This window comes from Streptomyces sp. BoleA5 (genome assembly GCF_000373665.1).
Taxonomy (GTDB): domain Bacteria; phylum Actinomycetota; class Actinomycetes; order Streptomycetales; family Streptomycetaceae; genus Actinacidiphila.
Map to the genome: position 1 here is coordinate 699,189 of NZ_KB892091.1, position 19,596 is coordinate 718,784.

The 19,596-nt window shown below is 74.2% G+C and carries 17 protein-coding genes; 10 read left to right on the forward strand and 7 right to left on the reverse strand.

The annotated features are described in order from the left end of the window. Positions 1–24: 24 nt before the first annotated feature. Positions 25–990 (forward strand): phosphotransferase family protein, encoded by a 966-nt coding sequence (locus tag B085_RS0107065; RefSeq protein WP_018557869.1) that lies wholly within the window; start codon positions 25–27, stop codon positions 988–990. Positions 991–1,012: 22 nt separating this feature from the next. On the opposite strand, the gene B085_RS45495 is transcribed toward B085_RS0107065, so the two are convergent. Then, positions 1,013–1,939, reverse strand: coding sequence for a hypothetical protein (locus tag B085_RS45495; RefSeq protein ID WP_018557870.1), 927 nt, complete (start codon positions 1,937–1,939; stop codon positions 1,013–1,015). A gap of 149 nt (positions 1,940–2,088) precedes the next feature. Here B085_RS45495 and lepB point away from each other — a divergent pair, with 149 nt between their 5' ends. The 7 genes from lepB (at position 2,089) to poxB (ending at position 12,022) form a co-directional block, all read left to right on the forward strand. Further along, complete coding sequence (lepB, locus tag B085_RS0107075; RefSeq protein WP_018557871.1) at positions 2,089–2,835, forward strand: signal peptidase I; 747 nt, start codon at positions 2,089–2,091, stop codon at positions 2,833–2,835. A 133-nt stretch (positions 2,836–2,968) separates the two neighbouring features. Beyond that, positions 2,969–3,757: an IclR family transcriptional regulator gene (locus tag B085_RS0107080; protein ID WP_018557872.1), complete on the forward strand. Its 789-nt coding sequence runs from the start codon at positions 2,969–2,971 to the stop codon at positions 3,755–3,757. A 652-nt stretch (positions 3,758–4,409) separates the two neighbouring features. Then, positions 4,410–5,519 carry a PP2C family protein-serine/threonine phosphatase gene (locus B085_RS41595; RefSeq protein ID WP_018557873.1) on the forward strand — a complete coding sequence of 370 codons (1,110 nt, stop codon included), beginning with the start codon at positions 4,410–4,412 and terminating at the stop codon, positions 5,517–5,519. Positions 5,520–5,578: 59 nt separating this feature from the next. Then, positions 5,579–7,066: an ATP-binding SpoIIE family protein phosphatase gene (locus B085_RS41600; protein WP_051101964.1), complete on the forward strand. Its 1,488-nt coding sequence runs from the start codon at positions 5,579–5,581 to the stop codon at positions 7,064–7,066. A gap of 724 nt (positions 7,067–7,790) precedes the next feature. After that, positions 7,791–8,786, forward strand: coding sequence for a helix-turn-helix transcriptional regulator (locus B085_RS0107095; protein WP_018557874.1), 996 nt, complete (start codon positions 7,791–7,793; stop codon positions 8,784–8,786). Positions 8,787–8,833: 47 nt separating this feature from the next. Then, positions 8,834–10,186 (forward strand): DUF4419 domain-containing protein, encoded by a 1,353-nt coding sequence (locus B085_RS0107100; protein ID WP_018557875.1) that lies wholly within the window; start codon positions 8,834–8,836, stop codon positions 10,184–10,186. Between the two features lie 96 nt (positions 10,187–10,282). After that, positions 10,283–12,022 (forward strand): ubiquinone-dependent pyruvate dehydrogenase, encoded by a 1,740-nt coding sequence (gene poxB, locus B085_RS0107105; RefSeq protein WP_026250761.1) that lies wholly within the window; start codon positions 10,283–10,285, stop codon positions 12,020–12,022. A 28-nt stretch (positions 12,023–12,050) separates the two neighbouring features. Here the strand turns inward: poxB and B085_RS0107110 are convergent, their stop codons facing one another. Then, on the reverse strand, positions 12,051–12,440 hold the full coding sequence (locus B085_RS0107110) for a hypothetical protein (RefSeq protein ID WP_018557877.1): 390 nt from the start codon (positions 12,438–12,440) through the stop codon (positions 12,051–12,053). A gap of 124 nt (positions 12,441–12,564) precedes the next feature. Beyond that, positions 12,565–13,443 carry a DMT family transporter gene (locus B085_RS0107115; RefSeq protein ID WP_018557878.1) on the reverse strand — a complete coding sequence of 293 codons (879 nt, stop codon included), beginning with the start codon at positions 13,441–13,443 and terminating at the stop codon, positions 12,565–12,567. Between the two features lie 193 nt (positions 13,444–13,636). On the opposite strand from B085_RS0107115, the gene B085_RS0107120 reads away from it, so the two are divergent. Then, positions 13,637–14,077: a GNAT family N-acetyltransferase gene (locus tag B085_RS0107120; RefSeq protein ID WP_018557879.1), complete on the forward strand. Its 441-nt coding sequence runs from the start codon at positions 13,637–13,639 to the stop codon at positions 14,075–14,077. Positions 14,078–14,131: 54 nt separating this feature from the next. Here B085_RS0107120 and B085_RS0107125 read toward each other — a convergent pair whose 3' ends face one another. Next, the gene (locus B085_RS0107125) at positions 14,132–14,893 is read right to left on the reverse strand and encodes an MBL fold metallo-hydrolase (protein ID WP_018557880.1); all 762 of its coding nucleotides are present in this window, start codon (positions 14,891–14,893) and stop codon (positions 14,132–14,134) included. A gap of 149 nt (positions 14,894–15,042) precedes the next feature. After that, a complete protein-coding gene (locus tag B085_RS0107130) occupies positions 15,043–15,246 on the reverse strand; it encodes a cold-shock protein (RefSeq protein WP_018557881.1) in 204 nt (67 codons plus the stop codon). Positions 15,247–15,695: 449 nt separating this feature from the next. On the opposite strand from B085_RS0107130, the gene B085_RS0107135 reads away from it, so the two are divergent. Continuing rightward, entirely contained in the window at positions 15,696–16,664 is a 969-nt protein-coding gene (locus B085_RS0107135) for a Ppx/GppA phosphatase family protein (RefSeq protein ID WP_202470447.1), read from the forward strand. Here the strand turns inward: B085_RS0107135 and B085_RS48060 are convergent. Further along, entirely contained in the window at positions 16,629–17,873 is a 1,245-nt protein-coding gene (locus B085_RS48060; RefSeq protein ID WP_018557883.1) for a PP2C family protein-serine/threonine phosphatase, read from the reverse strand. The genes B085_RS0107135 and B085_RS48060 overlap by 36 nt on opposite strands. Beyond that, positions 17,870–19,585 (reverse strand): ATP-binding protein, encoded by a 1,716-nt coding sequence (locus B085_RS48065; RefSeq protein WP_018557884.1) that lies wholly within the window; start codon positions 19,583–19,585, stop codon positions 17,870–17,872. The genes B085_RS48060 and B085_RS48065 overlap by 4 nt, the downstream gene beginning before the upstream one ends. Positions 19,586–19,596 lie beyond the last annotated feature (11 nt).

Consider the following 19,596-nt stretch of genomic DNA (forward strand, 5'->3'; position numbering starts at 1 on the left):
CAACGGGCCCGGTAGGGTGCCCCGATGACCGTGTCGGAGGGGGACGAGCCCGGCTGGACGGCCACCCGCGCCTGGGTGCACCGGCACCTGCGCGAGGGCGAACGCGTCGACTCGGCGGAGCGGCTGCGCGGCGGCTGGACCTCGCAGATGCGCCGTCTGCGGGTCACCGGGCCCGGAGCGGGACGCCAGTTGGTGCTGCGCTCCTTCGTGAAGCCCTTCTACCTGCGGCACGCGGAGGGCCTGCTCACCCGTGAGGCGCGCGTCCTGAAACTGCTCGCCCCCACCGCCGTCCCCGCCGCCGAGTTCCACGCCGTCGACGCGACGGCGGAGCACTGCGACCACCCCTCGCTGCTCATGTCCCACCTCCCGGGCGGCGTACGCCTTCAGGACGCGGAGTCCGGAGCGCGGGCCTGGCTGCTGGCCCGCCAACTCGTGCGCATCCACGGCCTGTACGTCGGCGAGGAGGACAGGCCGCGCGCCTACCAGGCCTGGACGGCGGCCGAGCGCGTCCGGCCGCCCGAGGGCACGAGCCGTCCCGATCTGTGGGCCCGCGCGGTGGACGTCATACGCCGTGACCCGCCCGCCCACGAAGCCGGCTTCCTGCACCGCGACTTCCACCCGGGCAACGTCCTGTTCACCGGGCACGGCGGGCACCTGCGCATCACCGGCGTCGTCGACTGGGTCGAGACCTCCTGGGGCCCCGCCGACCTCGACGTGGCCCACTGCGCCACGGCACTCGCGCTGCTGCACGGGCCCGCGGCCGGGATCCGCTTCGCCGACCTCTACACCGCCGCGGGCGGCCATCTCACCGGGTCCCCCGGCGCCCACCTCTACTGGCGGCTCCTGGACGCCCTCGCCTTCGCACCCGACGCCGAGAAGGTCGCCGTCCCCTGGCGCGAACTCGGCCGCCGCGACCTCACCCCGGAGGTGCTCACGATGCGCCTGGAGGCCTACATCGCGGCGCTGCTCGCCCGCTACGGCGGAGCCTGACCGAAGGTCGGAGCGGGAGTTGTCAGCGCGGCATCGGCAGCTCGACCAGCGCGGCGAGTTCGGCCCGGGTCGCCGGGCGCAGCGTGGCCAGGACGTGGCGGGCGGCCGGGAGCCCGGTCTCGCCGGACCCCCGCACGGTCACGGTGCAGACCAGGCCGCCCTGAGGCAGCCGCAGTTCACGCAGGGGGTAGGCGCCGCCGCGGGCGATCAGCAGGCGGCCTCCTCCGTCGTCGCGGCAGTGGATCTCCTGGCCGAACGGGACGGGGCAGCCTCGCGCGTCGACACGCCGCGTGTCGGCTCCGGCGCGTTCGACCCGGATGCTCAGCTCTGGGGAGTCCCCGCTCTCGTAGCGGGCGCCGAAGCCGTCGGCGCCCGCGCCCCCGACGCGCAGCGTGTAGCCGGGCGGCGGGTCGCCGACCAGCAGCAGGGCGTGGTCCACCTGGTTGGCGCTCATCCACTCGTCGAGGGTGGGCGGGCGGGCGGCGTCCCAGGCGGCGTACGCCCCGCCCGCGGCAAGGACGACGGCCGCGGCCAGTGCGGCGAGCCGGGCCCGCGCGCCCGGCAGGAGGAACGCGGCGGCGAGGGCGTGGCAGGTCCCTCCTGCGGGCGACAGCACACCCCAGTCCGCGAGCGCGCCGACGTGCTCGAGCGCCACCGCCACGGCGAGCGCCCCGGCGGTGCCGAACGCGTACACCGCGGCCGTCCAGCCGCACAGGCCGGCCCTCCGGCGGGTGAGCGGTACGACGGAGCGGGCGGCCCTGCCCAACGAAGCGAGCAGGGCCGCCGCGAGGGCGACCGAACAGACCGGCACGACGGCCAGGACCGCCGGCCTGCCGAGGAACAGCGCGACCGACACCGCCTGGAACTGGACGGCGGTCAGAGCACTGCCCGCGAGCCAGACCGCCGCCAGATGCGCGCCCACCGCCGCCGCGCGTCTCTTCCCGATCATGCCCTGTGATCACGCGCGGGCGGGTCTCCCGGTTCCACGCGCGCGGATTCCGGGACCTCGGGCCACGGCGAGGAAGCGGGAACTCCTGATCGTTCTGGTGTACGGGGCACGCACCGCGCCCGTCGTACCGACACCGTGAAGGAGCAGCCATGACCGCTGGGGAGGACGGCCGGACGAGTGTCCGCGGCACCGGCGAGGACGATGCGGAGGGGCCGGCCCGCAGAAGACGGCCGCGCAAAGTCCGCGCGCAGCGCCCCTGGTGGCAGGAGCTGCCGATCCTCGTCGTCGTGGCCCTGGTCATGGCCCTGGGGATCAAGACCTTCTTCGTGCAGGCCTTCTCCATCCCCTCGGGTTCGATGCAGGACACCCTGCAGGTGGGCGACCGGGTCCTGGTGGACAAGCTCACCCCGTGGTTCGGGGCGACGCCGCAACGCGGCGAGGTGGTCGTCTTCCGCGATCCCGGCGGCTGGCTGGACGACCAGCCGAAGCCGGCCGGCGGGAACGTGCTCACGAAGGCGCTCGCGTTCATCGGGCTGGCGCCCTCCTCCGACGAGCAGGACCTCATCAAGCGCGTCATCGCGGTCGGCGGCGACACCGTGGACTGCGAGCGCGGCAAGCCGGTCACGGTGAACGGGAAGGCGCTGGACGAGCCCTACGTCTACCCCGGCGCCACGCCGTGCGACGACATCCCGGTCGGGAAGGTGACCGTCCCCGCGGACCACCTGTGGGTGATGGGCGACCACCGCAACGCCTCACAGGACTCGCGCGCCCACGTCGGCGAACCGGGCGGCGGCTTCGTGCCGCTGGACGACGTGGTCGGCCGCGCCTTCGTCGTCGCCTGGCCGGTGCCGCGGTGGTCCACGCTGCCGGTGCCCGCGACCTTCGACCGGTCGTGACCTGCGGCGGCCCCTGCCCCGCACGGCAAGGGCCGCCTTGCTTGACCCCTCGCAGCACGGCACCGACAGTGGGGAGGTGCCACGATGCGGGACGGTTTCCCGCGATGCGAGGACGAGAGAAGGCGATGCGGCCATGACCGCTGATCGCGATCGCAACGGGGCGGCGGACGGTTCCGTCCAGGTGGTCCGGAAGTCCGCGCAGATCCTGGACTGCTTCTCCATGACCACCCCCCGCCTCCAGGCGTCGGAGATCGTCCGCAGGACCGGTCTGCCGTCCTCCACCGTGGCGCGCATCCTGCGCACGCTCGTCCGGGAGAACCTCCTCCAGCGCCACGGCACCGCGTACGGCATCGGTCTGCGGGTGATCGGCTGGTCGGCGGCGGCCGACGCCGCCTCGGACCTCATCACCGCGGCCAGACCGCTGGTGACCGCGCTGCGGGACCAGTGCGGCGAGTGCTGCGGCCTGCAGGTACGGCAGGGCGGCAGGCGGGTCACCGTTATCTGGGCGCAGTCGACGCACTCGATCGTCTACCGGGGCCACGTCGGCCAGGTCATGCCGCTCCAGCCCAGCGCCGCGGGCAAGGTCTTCATGGCCTTCGACCCCGACGTGCTCGCCCTCGTCCTGAACGAGGGCCTGACGGCCCGCACCGCGCGGACCGTGGTGGATCCGGCGGTGCTCCTGGGGCAGCTCGAAGAGGTCCGGGAGCAGGGCTGGGCGTTCTCCGAGGAGGAACTCGAGCCGGGGCTGAACTCACTGGCCGCGCCCGTGCGCTCCGGCGACGGACGCGTGATCGCCGCGGTGAGCGTCGGGGGGCCGTCCCACCGTCTCACCCCTGCCCGCGCCAAGGACCTCGCGGCCCAGGCGATCGACTGCGCCTCGGCCATCGCCGACGGGCGGATGTGGAGGGGCAACGGGGCGTAGCGCGGGTCGCCGCAGCCGCTCCCCCGGCCTCCGGCGGGGCCCGTCCTCCCCGCGCCGAACGGATCGCCTTGACGATGCCCCATGCGGGTCGCACAGTGGATACCGCATTGCGGCAATGGCTTCCACGATGCGGCAAAGTAAGGACGGTGGGGCCGTGATCCTGACGAGTCCGCACGCCGGCGGCCGGTGCCCGGACGCACACGGTGCCGGCTCCCCTTCGGTGCTCCCGGTACCTGGCCATGACGGATGCCCCGTCAGGCACCGGCGGCTGCCGGTGTTACCGCCCGCCCCCCACGGTTCCGCCACGGCGGCCGTGTCCCGGGCCCCCAGCGCAGGCCGCCCCTGACGTTCCGGCCGAACGGCCGGAACACCACCGGGCCGGGTGACGTCCCGTCCGTCAGCAGGTCCGTGGCCGAGCGTTCCCACCGTGCCGGAGGGCGCACGCGCACCGCACGCGCACCGTCCGTGCCCGGCGTACGAACCACCCGCAGGACGCCACATGAATCTCTTCTCTTCCCCTGTCCCGGCAGCGGCGCAGGCAGGGCACCGCACCCGCCCACCCGGAGCGCGTCTCGCCGGCGGACGGGGGAGGCCTACGCGGCGCACCGGCCGGGCCGGGGAACACGTCCCGAGGGCGGGCACCCGCATCCAGGTGTCCCTGCCGGCCGGGCTGATCGCGGCGATCACACTGGCCGGAGCGTTCGCCCCCGTGGCCATCCACCTGTCCCCGCTGCTGGTGGCCGCCCCGACCTCCACGGCCGCGTTCGCCCGCGCCCGGGTCACCGCGTGCGTCGCACTCGTCGCCAGCGCCGCGATGCTGGTCGTCGACCGCCACGACGGGCTGCTGCACTCGTCCATCCTGCCCATTCACATCGGCTCCCTGCTGGCGGTCTCCGGCTTCGTCATAGCCGCGCGCACCCTGCACGACCGCGACCTCAGGGAACTCCACGAGGTGCGGGCGGTGTCCGAGGCGGCCCAACGGGTGCTGCTGCGGCCGATCCCGGAACGTATGGGCCCGCTGCGGGTCGCCTCCGTGTACCGCGCCGCCGCCGCGCACGCGCTGGTGGGCGGGGACCTGTTCGGCGCCACCCGCACCGACCACGCGACGAGATTCCTGATCGGCGACGTCCGCGGCAAGGGGCTGCCGGCCGTCGAGGACGCCTCGTCGCTCCTCGGCGCGTTCCGCGAGGCCGCCCACCACCACGCCACCCTGCCCGCGCTGGCGGCCTCCCTGGAGCTCAGCCTCGAGAGGCACCTGGCCCAGCTCACCGAGGCGGACCCCGAGGCCGGTGAGCGCTTCATCACCGCCCTCCTGGTGGAGGTGCCCGACGACGCCGGCATCGTACGGGTCGTCAGCTGCGGGCACCCGCCGCCGCTGCTCCGGCACCGCGGCCGGGTCATGGCCCTGGAGGCCCGCCGGCCCGCTCCTCCCTTCGGCCTGGCCGGCCACTCCCCGGACGACTACCACCTCGACGTCTTCGTCTTCGGCGCCGGGGACACCCTCCTGCTGTACACCGACGGCGCGATCGAGGCCCGGAACGCCTCGGGCGACTTCTACCCCCTCCACGAAAGGGCCGGAACGTGGGACTGGGAGGGGCCGGACGAACTCCTGCGGCTCGTCGGCGAGGACCTGGACGCCCACACCGGACAGCGCCTCGACGACGACCTCGCGATGGTGGCGGTGCAGCGCCCGCCGGTGCCGGGCGCCGGCCAGGGTCCGCCCCCGCCGCGGTCCCCGCATCCCGCGGAGGCCGCCCCGTGAGCGGCGGGCGTACGGTGCCGTCCCAGGGACGCACCGGGCACGGCAGGACGCCGGCGAGCATGATCGTGCCCCGGGTGCCGTGGGGCGTCGGCCCCGTACTGCTCCTGTGCTACCTCGGCGCCGTCTGCGCGGTCCAGCTGGAGGCGTCCGAGGGCGGCCTGGTCCGGTGGTCGCCGTACTCGGCGTTCGCGCCCCTCGTGGCCGCCGCCCTGCTGCCCGTCAGGCGCACCTTCGTCATCGGCGTCGCCACGCTCGGTGCCAGCGTGGCGATCTACGGCTTCGCGATCCGCGGGGTGTCGGTGGGCGGCCGCACGGTCGTCATCCTGGCGGCCGCGCTGTCCTTCGTCCTCAGTCTCGTCCTGTGCCGGGCACGGCTGTGGCTGCAGCGCCGGCAGTGCGCGGCCGCCGGTGCGTGCTTCCCCGCGGAACCCGCCGTCACCGCCACGGCGCGCCCCGCGCACCACGGGACCGGCACCGCCCCGGCGGCTCAAGACGGCCTGCTGGTCACCGCCCTGCCGGGGTCGGCGGCGGTGGAGGTCGTCGGCCGCTGCATGCCCGCGCGCGACCGTCCCGGGCCCGGCGCACACTGGCTCGACGCCATCCCGCTGCCCGGCGCCCGGGTCGCCCTCGTGGCGGGCTCGGTCTCCGCGGAGACCGGTTCGGCGGCGGGCGCGGCGGCCGCCGAACTCCGAGCGGCGGTGCGCACGCTGGCCGACATCGACCTCCAGCCGGACGAGCTGCTCACGCACCTCGACGACGTGCTCGGCCGGCTGCGGCCCGCGGGAACGGGTGTCAGCGCCGCCTGCCTGTACGCGGTCTACGACCCGGTGTCGGGCCGCTGCTCCCTCGCCGCCACCGGGCACCCCGCGCCCGTGGTCGTCACCCCGGAGGGCGCGGTCACGACCGTCCTGCTCCCGCCGTCCCGGCCGCTGGGTCAGGCACGGCCGTCCTCGGAGGCCACCGTGGTGAACCTCCCCGCGGGCAGCCTGCTGCTGGTGCACACCGGCACCCGCCTCGGCGGGCCGGCCGCCGAGAAGGTCCTGCGCACCCTGGCCCGCACCCGGGAGGACCGTCCCTCTCTCGACACCGTGTGCCGCACCCTCCTGCGCGCCCTGCCCGAGGCCGAGCGGCCCTGCGCCGCGATCCTCGCAGCCCGTACCCGCACCTTCGACAGCGGTGCCGTCGCCACCTGGGACCTGGCGCCCGACCCCGCCGCCGTCTCCCACGCGCGCAAGCACGTGGCGGGCAAGCTCGCCGCCTGGGGGCTCCCGGACGCGACGCAGACGACCGAGCTGATCGTCAGCGAACTCGTCACCAACGCCATCCGCCACGCGCTTCCGCCGTTCCGGCTGCGGCTCATCCGCCACGACGACGGGCTGACCTGCGAGGTCTCCGACAGCAGCAGCACCACCCCGCATCTGCGGCGGGCCCGCACCCTCGACGAGAGCGGCCGGGGGCTGTTCATCGTCGCCCAGCTCACCCAGCGCTGGGGCTGCCGCCACACCGAGGAGGGCAAGACCATCTGGGCCGAGCAGCCCTGTGCCTGAGCAGGGCGCTGGAAGGGCGCCCCCCGGCCGCGTGAGGCGGCGGATGCACGGCCGTCCCACCGCCTGCCGTCCGGTGGTGCACCCCGGGGTGGCAACGACGGCGCGGCGGTCCCGCGCCCGGGGGGACCGGGGCGCGGGACCGCCGTGTCAGGCGTCCGCGGGGATCACTTCCGTACGGTGAACTCCTGTTGAGCACCCCGTCGCCGCGCGACTCGACGAGGTCCACGACCGGGGACTGCACGGACCGTGCGCTGCGCGTCAGTTCGTCCCGCACCGTGCCGGGGTCCGCGCCCCGCTCGGGGAGTCCGGTGCGGTCGCGCAGCACCACGGCCGCCTCGACGCGTCCGTCACCCCGGGCCCGGACGGCGTCCATCCGGAGGAGCAGCGTGGGGTCGATCTTCTCCCGCCCGGCCTTCGCCGGGGCGGGCGCCGGCTCGTTCTCCTGAGCCGCGGCCGGGAGCGCGGTCAGCAGCAGCGAGCACAGGCCGACGGCCGGCAGCCACGCGCGGTGGCGTCGTCGTCGGAGCGAGCGGCGGGCGGGCGGGCGGGCAGCGGCATGGCGCTCCTTCGCGACGTGGGTCCACGTCCTCGAGCCGGAATGACGGCGTACCGCGGGGAACGCTGACAGCCGCTTCACCGGACTGACAAGATGATCGCGGGGCGACTTCCTGTCAGGTGACGGGAGTACGACACGTGAAGAGAGCACGAAGGCGGACCACGGACCATGCTCGAATCCATCGGCCTGAGCCGGCAGGACGAATCGGTGTACGAAGCCCTCGTGCGCCGGGTGCACGCCACGGTCGCGGAACTGGCGCACGACTGCCGGCTGCCCACTCCCGCGACCCGCCGCAGCGTGCGGTCGCTGGTCTCCCTCGGCCTCGCCGTACGCTCCACCGGGCGCCCCGTCACCTACGCGGCGGTCTCCCCGGACAGCGCGCTGGAGGCCGTACTGCGCGACCGGGAACGGGCGTTGAACGACGTGCGCTCCCATGTCTCCGGCCTGATGGAGCTGTACCGCGCGGGCACGCGCTTCGTGAACCCGGGCGAACTGGTCGAGGTCGTCTCGGGGCGGGACGACGTCAACCGCCGCTGGGCGCAGTTGCAGCAGAGCACGCGCACGCAGGTCCGGGGCTTCGACCGGCCGCCGTACGCCTCGCACGAGGAGCACACCGAGCCCAACCCCATCGAACTCGAACTGCTCAAGCGCGGCGTCGCCTACCGCGTGATCTACGACAGCACCGTGCTCGCCCTGCCGGGCTGGCTCGCGGACGTGACCGTCGGCGTCCGGCACGGCGAACAGGCCAGGGTCGCGGCCGACCTGCCGATGAAGCTGGCGATCTCCGACGACCGGCTCGCCATCATCCCCCTGCTGCGGCCCGGCGACCACGCGGTGACGGCGTCGTACCTGATCCACCCCTCCCCCCTGCTCGACGCGCTCATCGCCCTCTTCGAGGCGTTGTGGGAGCGCAGTGTGCAGGTACGGCTGCCGTCGAACGGCGGCTCCGCGGGGCGGCTGGAACAGGCCCCGGACGAACTGACCGCCGAGGAGGCGAAACTGCTGACGCTGCTCGCCGCGGGCGCCACCGACAAGTCCGCCGGCCGCGCCCTGGGCTGGAGCGAACGGACCGTCCAGCGCCACGTGACCCGCCTCATGCAGCGCTTCGGCGCCCAGACGCGTTTCCAGATCGCCATGGAGGCCACCCGCCGCGGGTGGATCTGAGCCCCCCTCGGGGCGACCCGGCGGGCGGTCCTGGGATCATCAGCCTGGTGGCCAACCCGGGGGTGCGCATGGCTTTCGAGATCAATCTGCCGCTCGACGCGGACGCGGAGCGGGACGCGGAGGCGGACCGGCTGGCCGGCGCGCTCACCGAGGTCGGCAACGATCGCTTCCTCCGCGCCGCCCTCAGGGACCCGGCGCGTATCCACCACCGCAGCACGGCGAGCCTGTCCGGCAGGCCGACCGACGCCCCCGAGGTCACCGAACCGACGTCGAGCCTGCTGCTCCGCGCTCTCCACACGGCCTTCACCGCGCACCTCCCTCTCAGCCTCTCGCCGGACGTGCTGTGGTACGCCGTCGTGCACGAGGTGGCCGTCCATGTGCGCCTCGACCCATCGGCGTACGCGGGGATGTTCACCCGGACGCCCGGCCACCGGCAGACCATCCTCGTCCGGGACGACAGCGCCCCTGAGGACTGGGAGCGCTCCGTCAACCTCGTGCGGGAGCCCCTGCGCGCCCTGATCGGCGAGGGGACGGCCGAGCTCTTCCTGCCCGCCTTCTCCACCACGACCCCGGCCGACGCCACCGCCGCCCTGGTGGCCCTCATGGACGTCGTCAGCCCGTACTACCGCTTCCGCTGGCAGTCCCTGTGCGGCATCCCCCGGATCCGGCTGGAGGGCACGCCGGAGGACTGGCGGCTTCTGGCCGCGCGGGCCCGGGAGCTCGCCGGCCGGTTCGAGGGGCTGCGCCCGTACTTCGGGGGCCTGCAGCCCGTCCTGGACACGGTCGCGGAGACGGCCGAGGGCCGGGGCGTCGACGAGGAGTTCTGGCGATCGCTCTACAAGTACCGCTCGGAGTCGGGTGGTTCCTGGGTCACCGGCTGGATCAACGCGTTCTTCGCCCACCGCTACACCGACGACGGGCCCGTACCCAAGAGCGCCTTCGGAGCGGGCCGCTCGGACGAGACGCACTTCCCCTCACACGTCTCCCGTGTGCCGTTCCGCTGGGAGACTCCCGCACTCACCCTCGACATGGCCTTCCTGGGAGGCGTGCTCGGCCTGGAGCGGGACGGCGCCTGGCTTCGGCCCCGGCTGGGACACGCCGTCGTGGAGCTGCTTCCCGAGTCCGAAGGGCGCGACGAACGACTGCCGGAGCCCTGGAACCTGGCCGACATACAGCGCGTCACCGGCTGCCCGCGGGCCCGGCTCCTCGACACCATCGGCACGGTCACCCACCAGGGCGTGGCCCTCCGGGCCGACCTCGCGATCGACCTCGACGGCATCTGCGTCGTCCGCGGCGCGGACGGCGACTGGCACCTCGGCGACCTGATCGGCGACGACGGCGAGATCCAGTGCTGGCAGAACGCCGGCCCCGACCTGGGTGTGGCCCTGCGGATCCTCTGAGCGCCGTGTCGCTTCCCCCGGACCGTGTCAGATGTCACAAAATGTCCGGGGTGCCGCGGGCACCGCGCCCCTCCGACGAGCCGCCAGGGAGTCCTCTTGGGTACCACCGTCGCAGATGTCATGGTCGCGGCCCTCGCGGCCTCCGGCGTACGGCGGGTCTACGGCCTGCCGGGGGATTCCCTGAACGGGTTCACCGACGCCCTCCGCCGCAACGGGGCCGTCTCGTGGGCCCACGTACGGCACGAGGAGACCGCCGCCTTCGCCGCGGCCGGCGAGGCCGCCGTCACCGGGCGGCTCGCGGTGGCGGCGGGCAGTTGCGGTCCGGGCAACCTCCACCTCATCAACGGGCTGTTCGACGCGCAGCGCAGCCGCGTGCCGGTGCTGGCGCTCGCCGCGCACATCCCGCGGGCGGAGATCGGCGGCGAGTACTTCCAGGAGACGCACCCGCAGGAGCTGTTCCGCGAGTGCAGCGTCTACCGCGAGATGGCGAGCCTGCCCGAGCAGGTCCCCAGGATGCTGCGCATCGCGATGCGCTCGGCGCTGGAGCGCAGGGGCGTCGCCGTGCTGGTCGTCCCGGGCGAGTTGTTCCTGGCCGACATCGACCTGCCCGTGCCGCCACGTCCCGTGGTCGGGACCTCCTCCCGTGTGCGGCCCGACGACGCCGGGCTGGCGCGCGCCGCGGAGGTCCTCAACAGGGCGGAACGGGTGACCATCCTCGGCGGCGCGGGCTGCCACGACGCGCACGACGAGGCGGTGGCCCTGGCAGACGCGCTGAAGGCGCCCATGGTGCACGCGCTGCGCGGCAAGGAGTTCCTGGAGCACGACAACCCGTACGACGTGGGGCTGACCGGACTGATCGGCTACAGCTCCGGCTACCGGGCGATGGAGCACTGCGACGCCCTGCTGATGCTCGGCACCGACTTCCCCTACCGCCAGTTCTACCCGGGCCCCGACGTGCCGGTCGTCCAGGTCGACGTGCGCGGTGAGCACATCGGGCGGCGCACCGAGGTCGAGGTCCCCCTGGTCGGCACCGTCAAGGACACCGCGGCCGCGCTGCTCCCGCTGCTGCGGCCCCGGACCGACCGCTCCTTCGCCGACCGGATGACCGGCCACTACCGGAAGGTGCGCGGCCGGCTGGACCACCTCGCCGCGGCCGGGCAGTCGGACAACCCCATGCACCCGCAGCACGTGGCCGCCACCGTCGACAAGCTCGCGACCCGGGACGCCGTCTTCACGGCCGACGTCGGCACCCCCACCGTGTGGGCGGCACGCTATCTGACGATGAACGGCCACCGGCGGCTCATCGGCTCGTTCAACCACGGCACGATGGCCAACGCGCTGCCGCACGCCATCGGGGTCCAGGCCTCCCACCCGGGGCGCCAGGTCGTGGCGCTGTGCGGCGACGGCGGCCTGAGCATGCTGATGGGGGAACTGCTGACGCTGCGCCGGCTGGACCTGCCGGTCAAGATCGTGGTCTTCAACAACACCGCGCTGTCCTTCGTGGAGCTGGAGATGAAGGCCGCCGGCATCGTCAACTTCGGCACCGACCTCGGCGAGACCGACTACGCCGAGGTCGCCCGGGCGGCGGGGCTGTTCGGTGCCAGGGCCGAGCGGCCGGGTCAGCTGGAGGAGGCGCTGACGACCGCGCTGGAGCACGACGGCCCCGCCCTGGTCGACGCGCGCACCGCACGCCAGGAGCTGTCGCTGCCCCCGAAGATCACGTACGGCCAGCTCAAGGGGTTCACGCTGTTCGCGACCCGCACGATCCTGTCCGGGCGGGCGGACGAGATCGTGGAGCTGGCGAGGACGAACCTGCGCGACCTCGGCTTCGACTAGCCGCCGAGCCGTTACGGAACCCGCGCCGTCAGGGCGCCGGCCACCAGCTCGGCGGAGTAGGCGGCACCCAGGTCGTTGCAGGGGTGTCCGGCCGGCCCGGGCTGCCCGTTGGGCTGCGACGGGTCGAGATGCGCGGCACCACGCGGGCGCCGTCCTCGACGTCGAGCGGGACGGTGAACTCGGCCAGGCTGCCGGACGTGGCCGGGACGACCTCGGCCACGGGCGGCGCGCCGGAATCGGGGCGGGGCACCTGGAAGTCCAGGGGCTTGCCCAGCCAGTCGGGGCCGCGTTCGAGGTCCACGGCGAAGCGGACGTGGCCGGACGCGAGCGACAGGACGCCGCCCATCTGGACGCCGCCCGCGGTGGCGTCCAGCCGCAGCCCGGAGAAGCGGGTGGCGAGGAAGCGCCTGGCGCGCATGGCCTCCGGCACGCCCGCCCGGGTGGTCTCGGTGACCCAGAGCCCGGCGGGCCGCTTGACAGGGGCATGGCCGAAATCGCGGGTTCCCGGCGCGGGTGAACGCCTCGCGCCCGCGTGGTGCCGCTCAGCGGGGCGCGTCGGGCGCCACCAGCGTACGCACGAACGGGACGCGGACGAGAACGAACGCCCCCGCCACCACGAGCAGCGCCCCCAGCAGCATGGGAAGCAACCACCAGCCTCCCCGCAGGTCCTCCTCGAACACCGTCACACCCAGCACGAGGCTCACGGTCGCGTCCCCGAGCGTCAGCGCGGGCTGGGAGGCCACCAGGGGGCCGGACTGCATGGCGTTCTCCAGCAGGAAGACGGCCGCGACCCCGACGAGGGCGAAGCCGTACGTCTGCCACGCGGTGAAGAAGGCGGCCGCCCCGTCGCTGTCCCACAGCTGCGTGGCGTCCTTGAGCAGGCCGGCGGTGAGCGCGTAGCAGACGGCCGCCGAGAGGCCGAAGCAGGCGGCGCGCACCCGGCCCTCCGGGCGCCGGACGGCGATGAGGACGAGCACCAGGACGGCGGCGACACAGCCGGACAGCGCCAACATCCACGTACCGATACCCGGCCGGTCCACCCCGGCGCCGGGCGAGGCGGCCCACAGCCCCACACCCAGCCCGGCCACCATGGCCGCCACGGCGGCCCAGCCGCGCGGCGGGAGCCGGCGGTGCAGCACGAAACCGCCGATGAACAGGGCGAAGGGCAACTCCAGGACGAACAGCGGCTGGACGAGCGAGAGCGCGCCGTTCAGCAGCGCCAGGGCCTGGAACGCGGCGGCCGCCACCACGGCGCCGAACCCGGCCAGCCAGACGGGCTTGCGCAGCAGTTCGCCCATGAGGGCCGGCCGCAGCCCCGCCGAGAGCGGAACCGTGCGGGCGGCGTAGCGCTGCAGCACGGTGGCCAGCGCGTTGCTGACCGCCGCGAGCAGCGCGAACAGCACGGCAAGGATGGTCTGCACCAGCGGTCTCCTCCGGCTCCCGGCCCACGCTAACCGCTGCGCTCACCCACCGGCCCGCGCGACGCGTCGGAGCGCGGCGGCCGGCGTGGCCGGGGAGGCGAGCCGGGGGCCGGGCCGCGGGCCTGGTCGGGACCTGGTCGGGGGCCCGTAAATGCGGTTGACGACGCACGCCGCGCACCGGTTTTCTGCTGCGATGTCGACCCTTCGCATCGAACGGCCCCATGGCGACGCCATGCTCGAGGACTGGCGGTTCGTCCACAACACGGTCATCCCCACCGGCCCGCTCTCCCTCGACGACGTGCGCGAGCGCTCGCGGCGCAACCATCTGGAGGTCGCCTACCTGGGCGACGCCGTCGTGGGCTGCACGACCGTGCGCCCGCCCACCGCCGAGGACGCCACGGCCACGGTCATCGCCCGGGTGCTGCCCGGCCACCGGGAGCAGGGCTTCGGCACGGCGCTCTACACCCGGGGGATGGACCGGGCGCGCGAGATGGGCGCGGCGGCGGTCGAGACGGTCGTCCTCGCGTCCAACTCCGAGGGGTTGCGCTTCGCCGGGGCGCGGGGCTTCGTCGAGGTCGAACGCTATGTGCTGCCCGGGGACACCATCGCGTACGTCACCCTGCGACTGCCCTGAACCCCGGTCCCCGGGGCCGAGCGCCGGGAGCGCCCTCGGCACACCGGCGCCCGCTCAGGCGCCGTCCGCGGGCGCGCTGCGGCGCAGGTAGCGCTCCGTCACCTCGCGCAGCCGGTCGCGGCCGAAGCTCCGCCCGTGGCCGGGGTGGACGACGCGGACGTCGAGGCCGGCGAGGAAGGCCGCGGTGCGCCGGTAGTCGGCCACGTCGGACTCGGGCAGGTCGTCGATCAGGTACCCGTCGTAGACGGCGTCACCGGAGTACAGCGTCCCGGTGCGCTCTTCGAGGAGGGCGACGGACCCGGGCGTGTGGCCGGGCAGATGGAGGACGGTGAGGACGCGGCCGCCGAGGTCGATCCGCTCGTCCCCGCTCAGGGTGCGGCTGAGGGTCACCGGGCCGATGCCGTAGCCGCCGGGGTCGTATCCGGGGTCGGGCAGGGCGTCCAGGAGGAGGTCCGGGAAAGACGCGCCCACGTCCTCGGTGCCGATCCGTTCCGCGAGTTCGGGCCCGTCGAGGCTGGCCGGCACGCCCCGCGCGAGGGCGGCGGCGTCCGCGGTGTGGGCTGCGCGCTCGGGGAACTCGCGGGCTCCGCCCACGTGGTCGAGATGCGCATGGGTGAGGACCAGCAGCGGGTCCCGCGCGAGGATCTCCGGGACCTCCCGGCGCAGCGGCACCACCCCGAGGCCGGCGTCGACGACGAGGTCGCGCTCGGAGCCCTGCAACCACCACACGTTGGCCCTCACGATCTCGTGGGCGTGCGGCTCGCTGATGCGGACGAGGCCGTCCTCGACGTCGCGTCGCTCGTACCAGTGCGTCATACCGGCCCAGTGTCCTCGCCCCGGGCGCGGGTCCGACGGCGGGGTCCTGCGGGAGCGGGGCGGGGCCGGAGACGGGGACGGGGTGGCCGGGCCTCCCCGGCAGCGTGTGAGCGCCGCCGGCGACGACCCGGCCACCCCGTCGCGGACCGTCAGTTGCGGATGATGTTCTCCGCCTGCGGCCCCTTCTGTCCCTGGGTGACGTCGAACGTCACGGCCTCACCCTCGACCAGTTCGCGGTAGCCGTTGCCGGCGATGTTCGAGTAGTGCGCGAACACATCGGGGCCACCTCCGTCCTGTGCGATGAAGCCGAAGCCCTTTTCCGAGTTGAACCACTTCACGACGCCTGTCGCCACCGCGTCCATCCTTCACGTGCCAGCTGAAGAGCCACGCCGACTGCGTGACCCGAGGTCGCCTCCTGCCGGAGACGGCCTCGGAGCCCTCTTTACCCGATGCAGGGCGTTTTTACGCCGGGTCCTCGCATCTGTACGTCCCCTGCCGCAACGGACCGCCCCCGGGCGGGCGCTCCGGGCGCCGACGGCGGGGCGCCCGGCGGCGTGCGGCGGCGCGCGGACGGACCCCGGTGGGAACCCCGCGGGGCACCGAGGTGCCCCTCCGCCGACCCGGACGGCACGTCGAGAGCCGTGAGCGCCTGTGTGCTCTCCGCTACTATCTCGTCAAAAGATCTTGACTTGGCGGCGCGCCGGGCCGTGAATGGGACGGCGCGCCGCCCGTTCCCGGGAGGAACAGCCGTCGATCCGGGGAACGAGGACAGTGCGGTGCCGATACGGGGTGGAGGCAAGGATTGAAGGCCCAACGGAAGGTCCGCAGAACGGGAGTGCTCGACGTCGGGTGCCACAGCGCCCTGCTCACGGTCGTGGAGCGGCGGGAGGACTCGCCGCTGGAACCCGTCCTGGCGCGGAAGGTGCGGCTGCGGCTGCACGAGACGCTCGACGCGACGGGACGGCTCGACCGCTCGGGCGTGCGCAGCGTCCAGCACGCGGTGGCCCGGACCCTGGCGGCGGACGAAGGGCGTTCGCTGCCCTCGGTGTACGCCTTCGCCACCTCCGTCATCCGGGACGCGCCGAACCGTGACGAGGTCATCGCACAGGTCGCCCGGACCACCGGCACGCGGCTGCGGGTGATGTCGGGCGAGGAGGAGGCCCGGCTGGCCTACGTGGCCGCCCGCCGGTGGGCCGGGGAGGACGGAATGCCGCTGCTGGTCCTGGACATCGGGGGCGGCACGGTCGAGATCGCCGACGGTACCGGGGAGCAGCCGCGCGCGGTCCACTCGCTCCGCCTCGGAGCCCGTGCCGTCAACCGCCGTTGGGACCTGGTCGAAGCCGTCACCTCCAAGCGACGGCTGCACGAGGTCCGAGACCGGCTGCGTGCGTCCGTCGCCGAGCTGGGCGACGCCCTGCCCCGGGCGCCGCGCGACGGCCGGGTCCTGGCCTCGTCGAAGACGTTCACCCAGCTGGCGCGGCTCGCGGCCGCCCGCGGTACGTCCGACGAGGGCCTGGACCGTCTGTCGCTGCAGCAGGTGCGGGAGATCGTGCCCGTCCTGGCCGCGAACGGCCCGGCGGGGCGCGCCAAGCTCCCGGGCATCTCACGGCACCGCGCCGGTCAGTCCCTGGCGGGGGCGCTGGTGGCCGAGACCCTGATGGAGATGTGCGGGGTGGAGAGCGTGGAGATCTGCCCGTGGTCCACACGTGAGGGACTGCTCCTGGAGCGCCTGGAGTCAGCGACCCCGGCCGCTCACCGCCGAGTCGTCTGAACCGCCGCCCGGCACGGCCGCACCGGGCGCCGACGTGTCCCAGTCCAGGCGCAGCACCGCAAGGTCGTCCGTGTGGCGTTCCTCGTTGAGCTCGCGGACCTGCCCGATGAGCGCGTCGAGGTGGGCGTCGGGCCCCGCCACGGAGGTGCCGCCCAGCAGGCGCAGCAGCCCCTCCGAGCCGAGCCGCTCACGGCCCGGGCCCGCGTGGCCTTCGATGAGGCCGTCGGTGTAGAGGGTCAGGGTGCCGCGCTCCGGCAGGTCGAGGACCGTGGCGGGCCACTGGTCCAGGCCGGGCGCGATGCCCAGGGCGACACCGTGGGCCGCTTCGGCCGGCCGCGTCACACCGCCGGTGGTCAGCAGGGGCTCGTGGTGCCCGGCCAGGTGCACCGTCGCCCGCCGCGCGGCGAAGTCCAGCGTGAGCAGGGTGCACGTGGTGAACAGGTCGGGGTGCGAACGTTCCGCGACGAGCATCCGCTCCAGCAGACGCAGGAGTTCCGGGCCGCGGTGACCGCCCAGGGTCAGCGCCCGCCAGGCGATGCGCAGGCAGACGCCGAGTGCCGCGGCGTCCGGCCCGTGACCGCTGACGTCGCCGATCACGGCGTGGACCCGCCCGTCGTCGGTCTGCACCACGTCGAGGAAGTCGCCGCCCAGCAGGGCGCTCTCGCGTCCGGGGAGGTAGCGGCTGGTGGCGGTCACGGCGGGGGTGGTCAGCAGCGGCTGCGGCAGCAGGCCCCGTTCGAGGCGTGCGTTCTCCTGCGCCCGCAGCCTGCCGGCCTGCAGGTCGGCGCCGGCCCGTTCGACCTGCTTGCGCTGGACGGCGTAGCGGACGGCCCGCTGCAGGAGTTCCGGCTCGACCTTGCCCTTGACGAGGTAGTCCTGGGCTCCGGTGGCGAGGGCCTCGGAACCCGCCTGCCCCTCCGCCAGACCGGTCAGCACGATGACGGCCGTGTTCGGGTCGGCGCGCTGGATCTCGGCGACGGCGCCGAGGCCCGCGGCGTCGGGCAGGTGCAGGTCGAGCAGGACGCAGTCGGCGGCCCGCTGCGACAGCTCGAAGCAGGCGTCGGCGAGGGTCTTGTGCCAGACGAGCGTGTACCGCAGCGAAGTGTCGGCGAGCAGTTCGGTCACCAGCAGGGCGTCGCCGGCGTCGTCCTCGACGAGCAGGATCCGGTGGTGCGCCACGGGTGCGAGCGGGGTGAGGGGTGTCGTCACGGTCGCGGCTCCGGCGTGGCCCCGTCGGCGTCCGCCGCGGTCGCCTCGGGCGCCGTCTCGGGCGCATGACCGGTCTCGGACGCGGCCTCGTGACCGGTCTCGGGCTCGGGCTCCGCCGGCTGCGCGGGGAGGGTGAAGGTGATCCGGGCACCGGGGCCGTACTCCGGGTCGATGGCGATGGCACCGCCGTGGAACTCGACGATCTTCTTGCACATGGCGAGCCCGATGCCGTTGCCCGGGTAGGCGTCCTTGGTGTGCAGCCGCTGGAAGATCACGAAGATCTTCTCGGCGAACTCGGGGTCGATGCCGATGCCGTTGTCCGAGACGGAGAACCGCCACAGGTCGCCGTCGCGCCGGGCCCCGACATGGATCCGGGGTTCCCGATCGGGGTGGCGGAACTTCACCGCGTTGGAGATCAGGTTCTGCCAGAGCATACCCAGTTGCGTGGAGTCGCCGACGACCGTGGGCAGCGGGTCGCGGGTGATCCGGGCGCCGGACTCCTCCACGGCCACGCTCAGCGCGTCCTGCGTCGCTTCGGCGATCCGCTCGAGGTCCACGGTGCTCTGCTGGTTGTGGACCCGGCCCACCCGGGAGAAGGCCAGCAGGTCGTTGATGAGGGTCTGCATGCGGTTCGCGCCGTCGACGGCGAACGCGATGTACTGGTCGGCGCGCTCGTCCAGTTGGTCCCCGTACCGGCGCTGCAGGAGCTGGGTGAAGCTCGACACCTTGCGCAGCGGCTCCTGGAGGTCGTGCGAGGCGACGTAGGCGAACTGCTCCAGTTCGGCGTTGGAGCGCTTCAGCTCGGCGGACTGCTCGTCGAGCTGTTCCCGCGCCCGCTCGGCGAAGGAGAGCTCCTCCGCGAGCCTGCGCCGCATGGCCTCCACGTCCCCTCCCAGCCGCCGCAGGTCGGCGGGGCCGGTCGCGGTGATGGCCTTGTCGAAGCGGCCGCGCGTCACCTGCCGGACCTCGGTGCCCAGCCGTTCCAGGGGCCCGTTGATGCCGCGCCGCAGCCCCTCGAAGACGAGCACGGCCAGCAGCACGATGACCACGGCGATGGCGGTGAACACCCCGTTGCGCAGCCGCACGGCGGCGTCGAGCTGGGTGCCGGCGGTGACGCGTGCCTGCCGCAGGTGCTCCTGCTGGCCGGTCAGGGCGTCGCGGACCCGGTCGAAGGCGGCCCTGCCCTCGTCGGCCCGCGCGATGGCGAGCGGCACCGGCTTCCCCGGCGTGGCGGCGGCGGCGGCGACCGGCCGGGCGATGAGCCCCTGCCAGGCGGCGGCCGCGTCCACGACGCCGTCGAGGTCGGCGCGGGCCCGCGCGTCGTTCCGGACGAGGGGACGCAGCCGGTCCAGGGCGGTCCGCTCGTCCGCCAGGCCCTGCGTGTACGGATCGAGGAACTGCCGTTGCCCGCTCAGCCCGTATCCGCGGACACCGGTCTCCTGGTTCACCAGCGCGGCCTCCAGGCGGATGGCGTTGACCAGGGCCGGGGACCGCTGGTCCACCAACTGGTCGGTGAGCGAGGTACTGCGGTCCAGCGCCCATGTCCCGAGCGCGCCCAGCGCGGCGAGGACCGCGAGGGCGACGCTCACGCCGACGCGGAGCCACCGTCGGGTCGTCCACGCCGACAGTCGGCCCGGGCCGCGGTCGTCGACCGGGACGTACGCCGCCTCCGGGTCGCCGGCCGCCTGCACGATCGTCTCGCCCGTTGCCACGCTGAACGCCC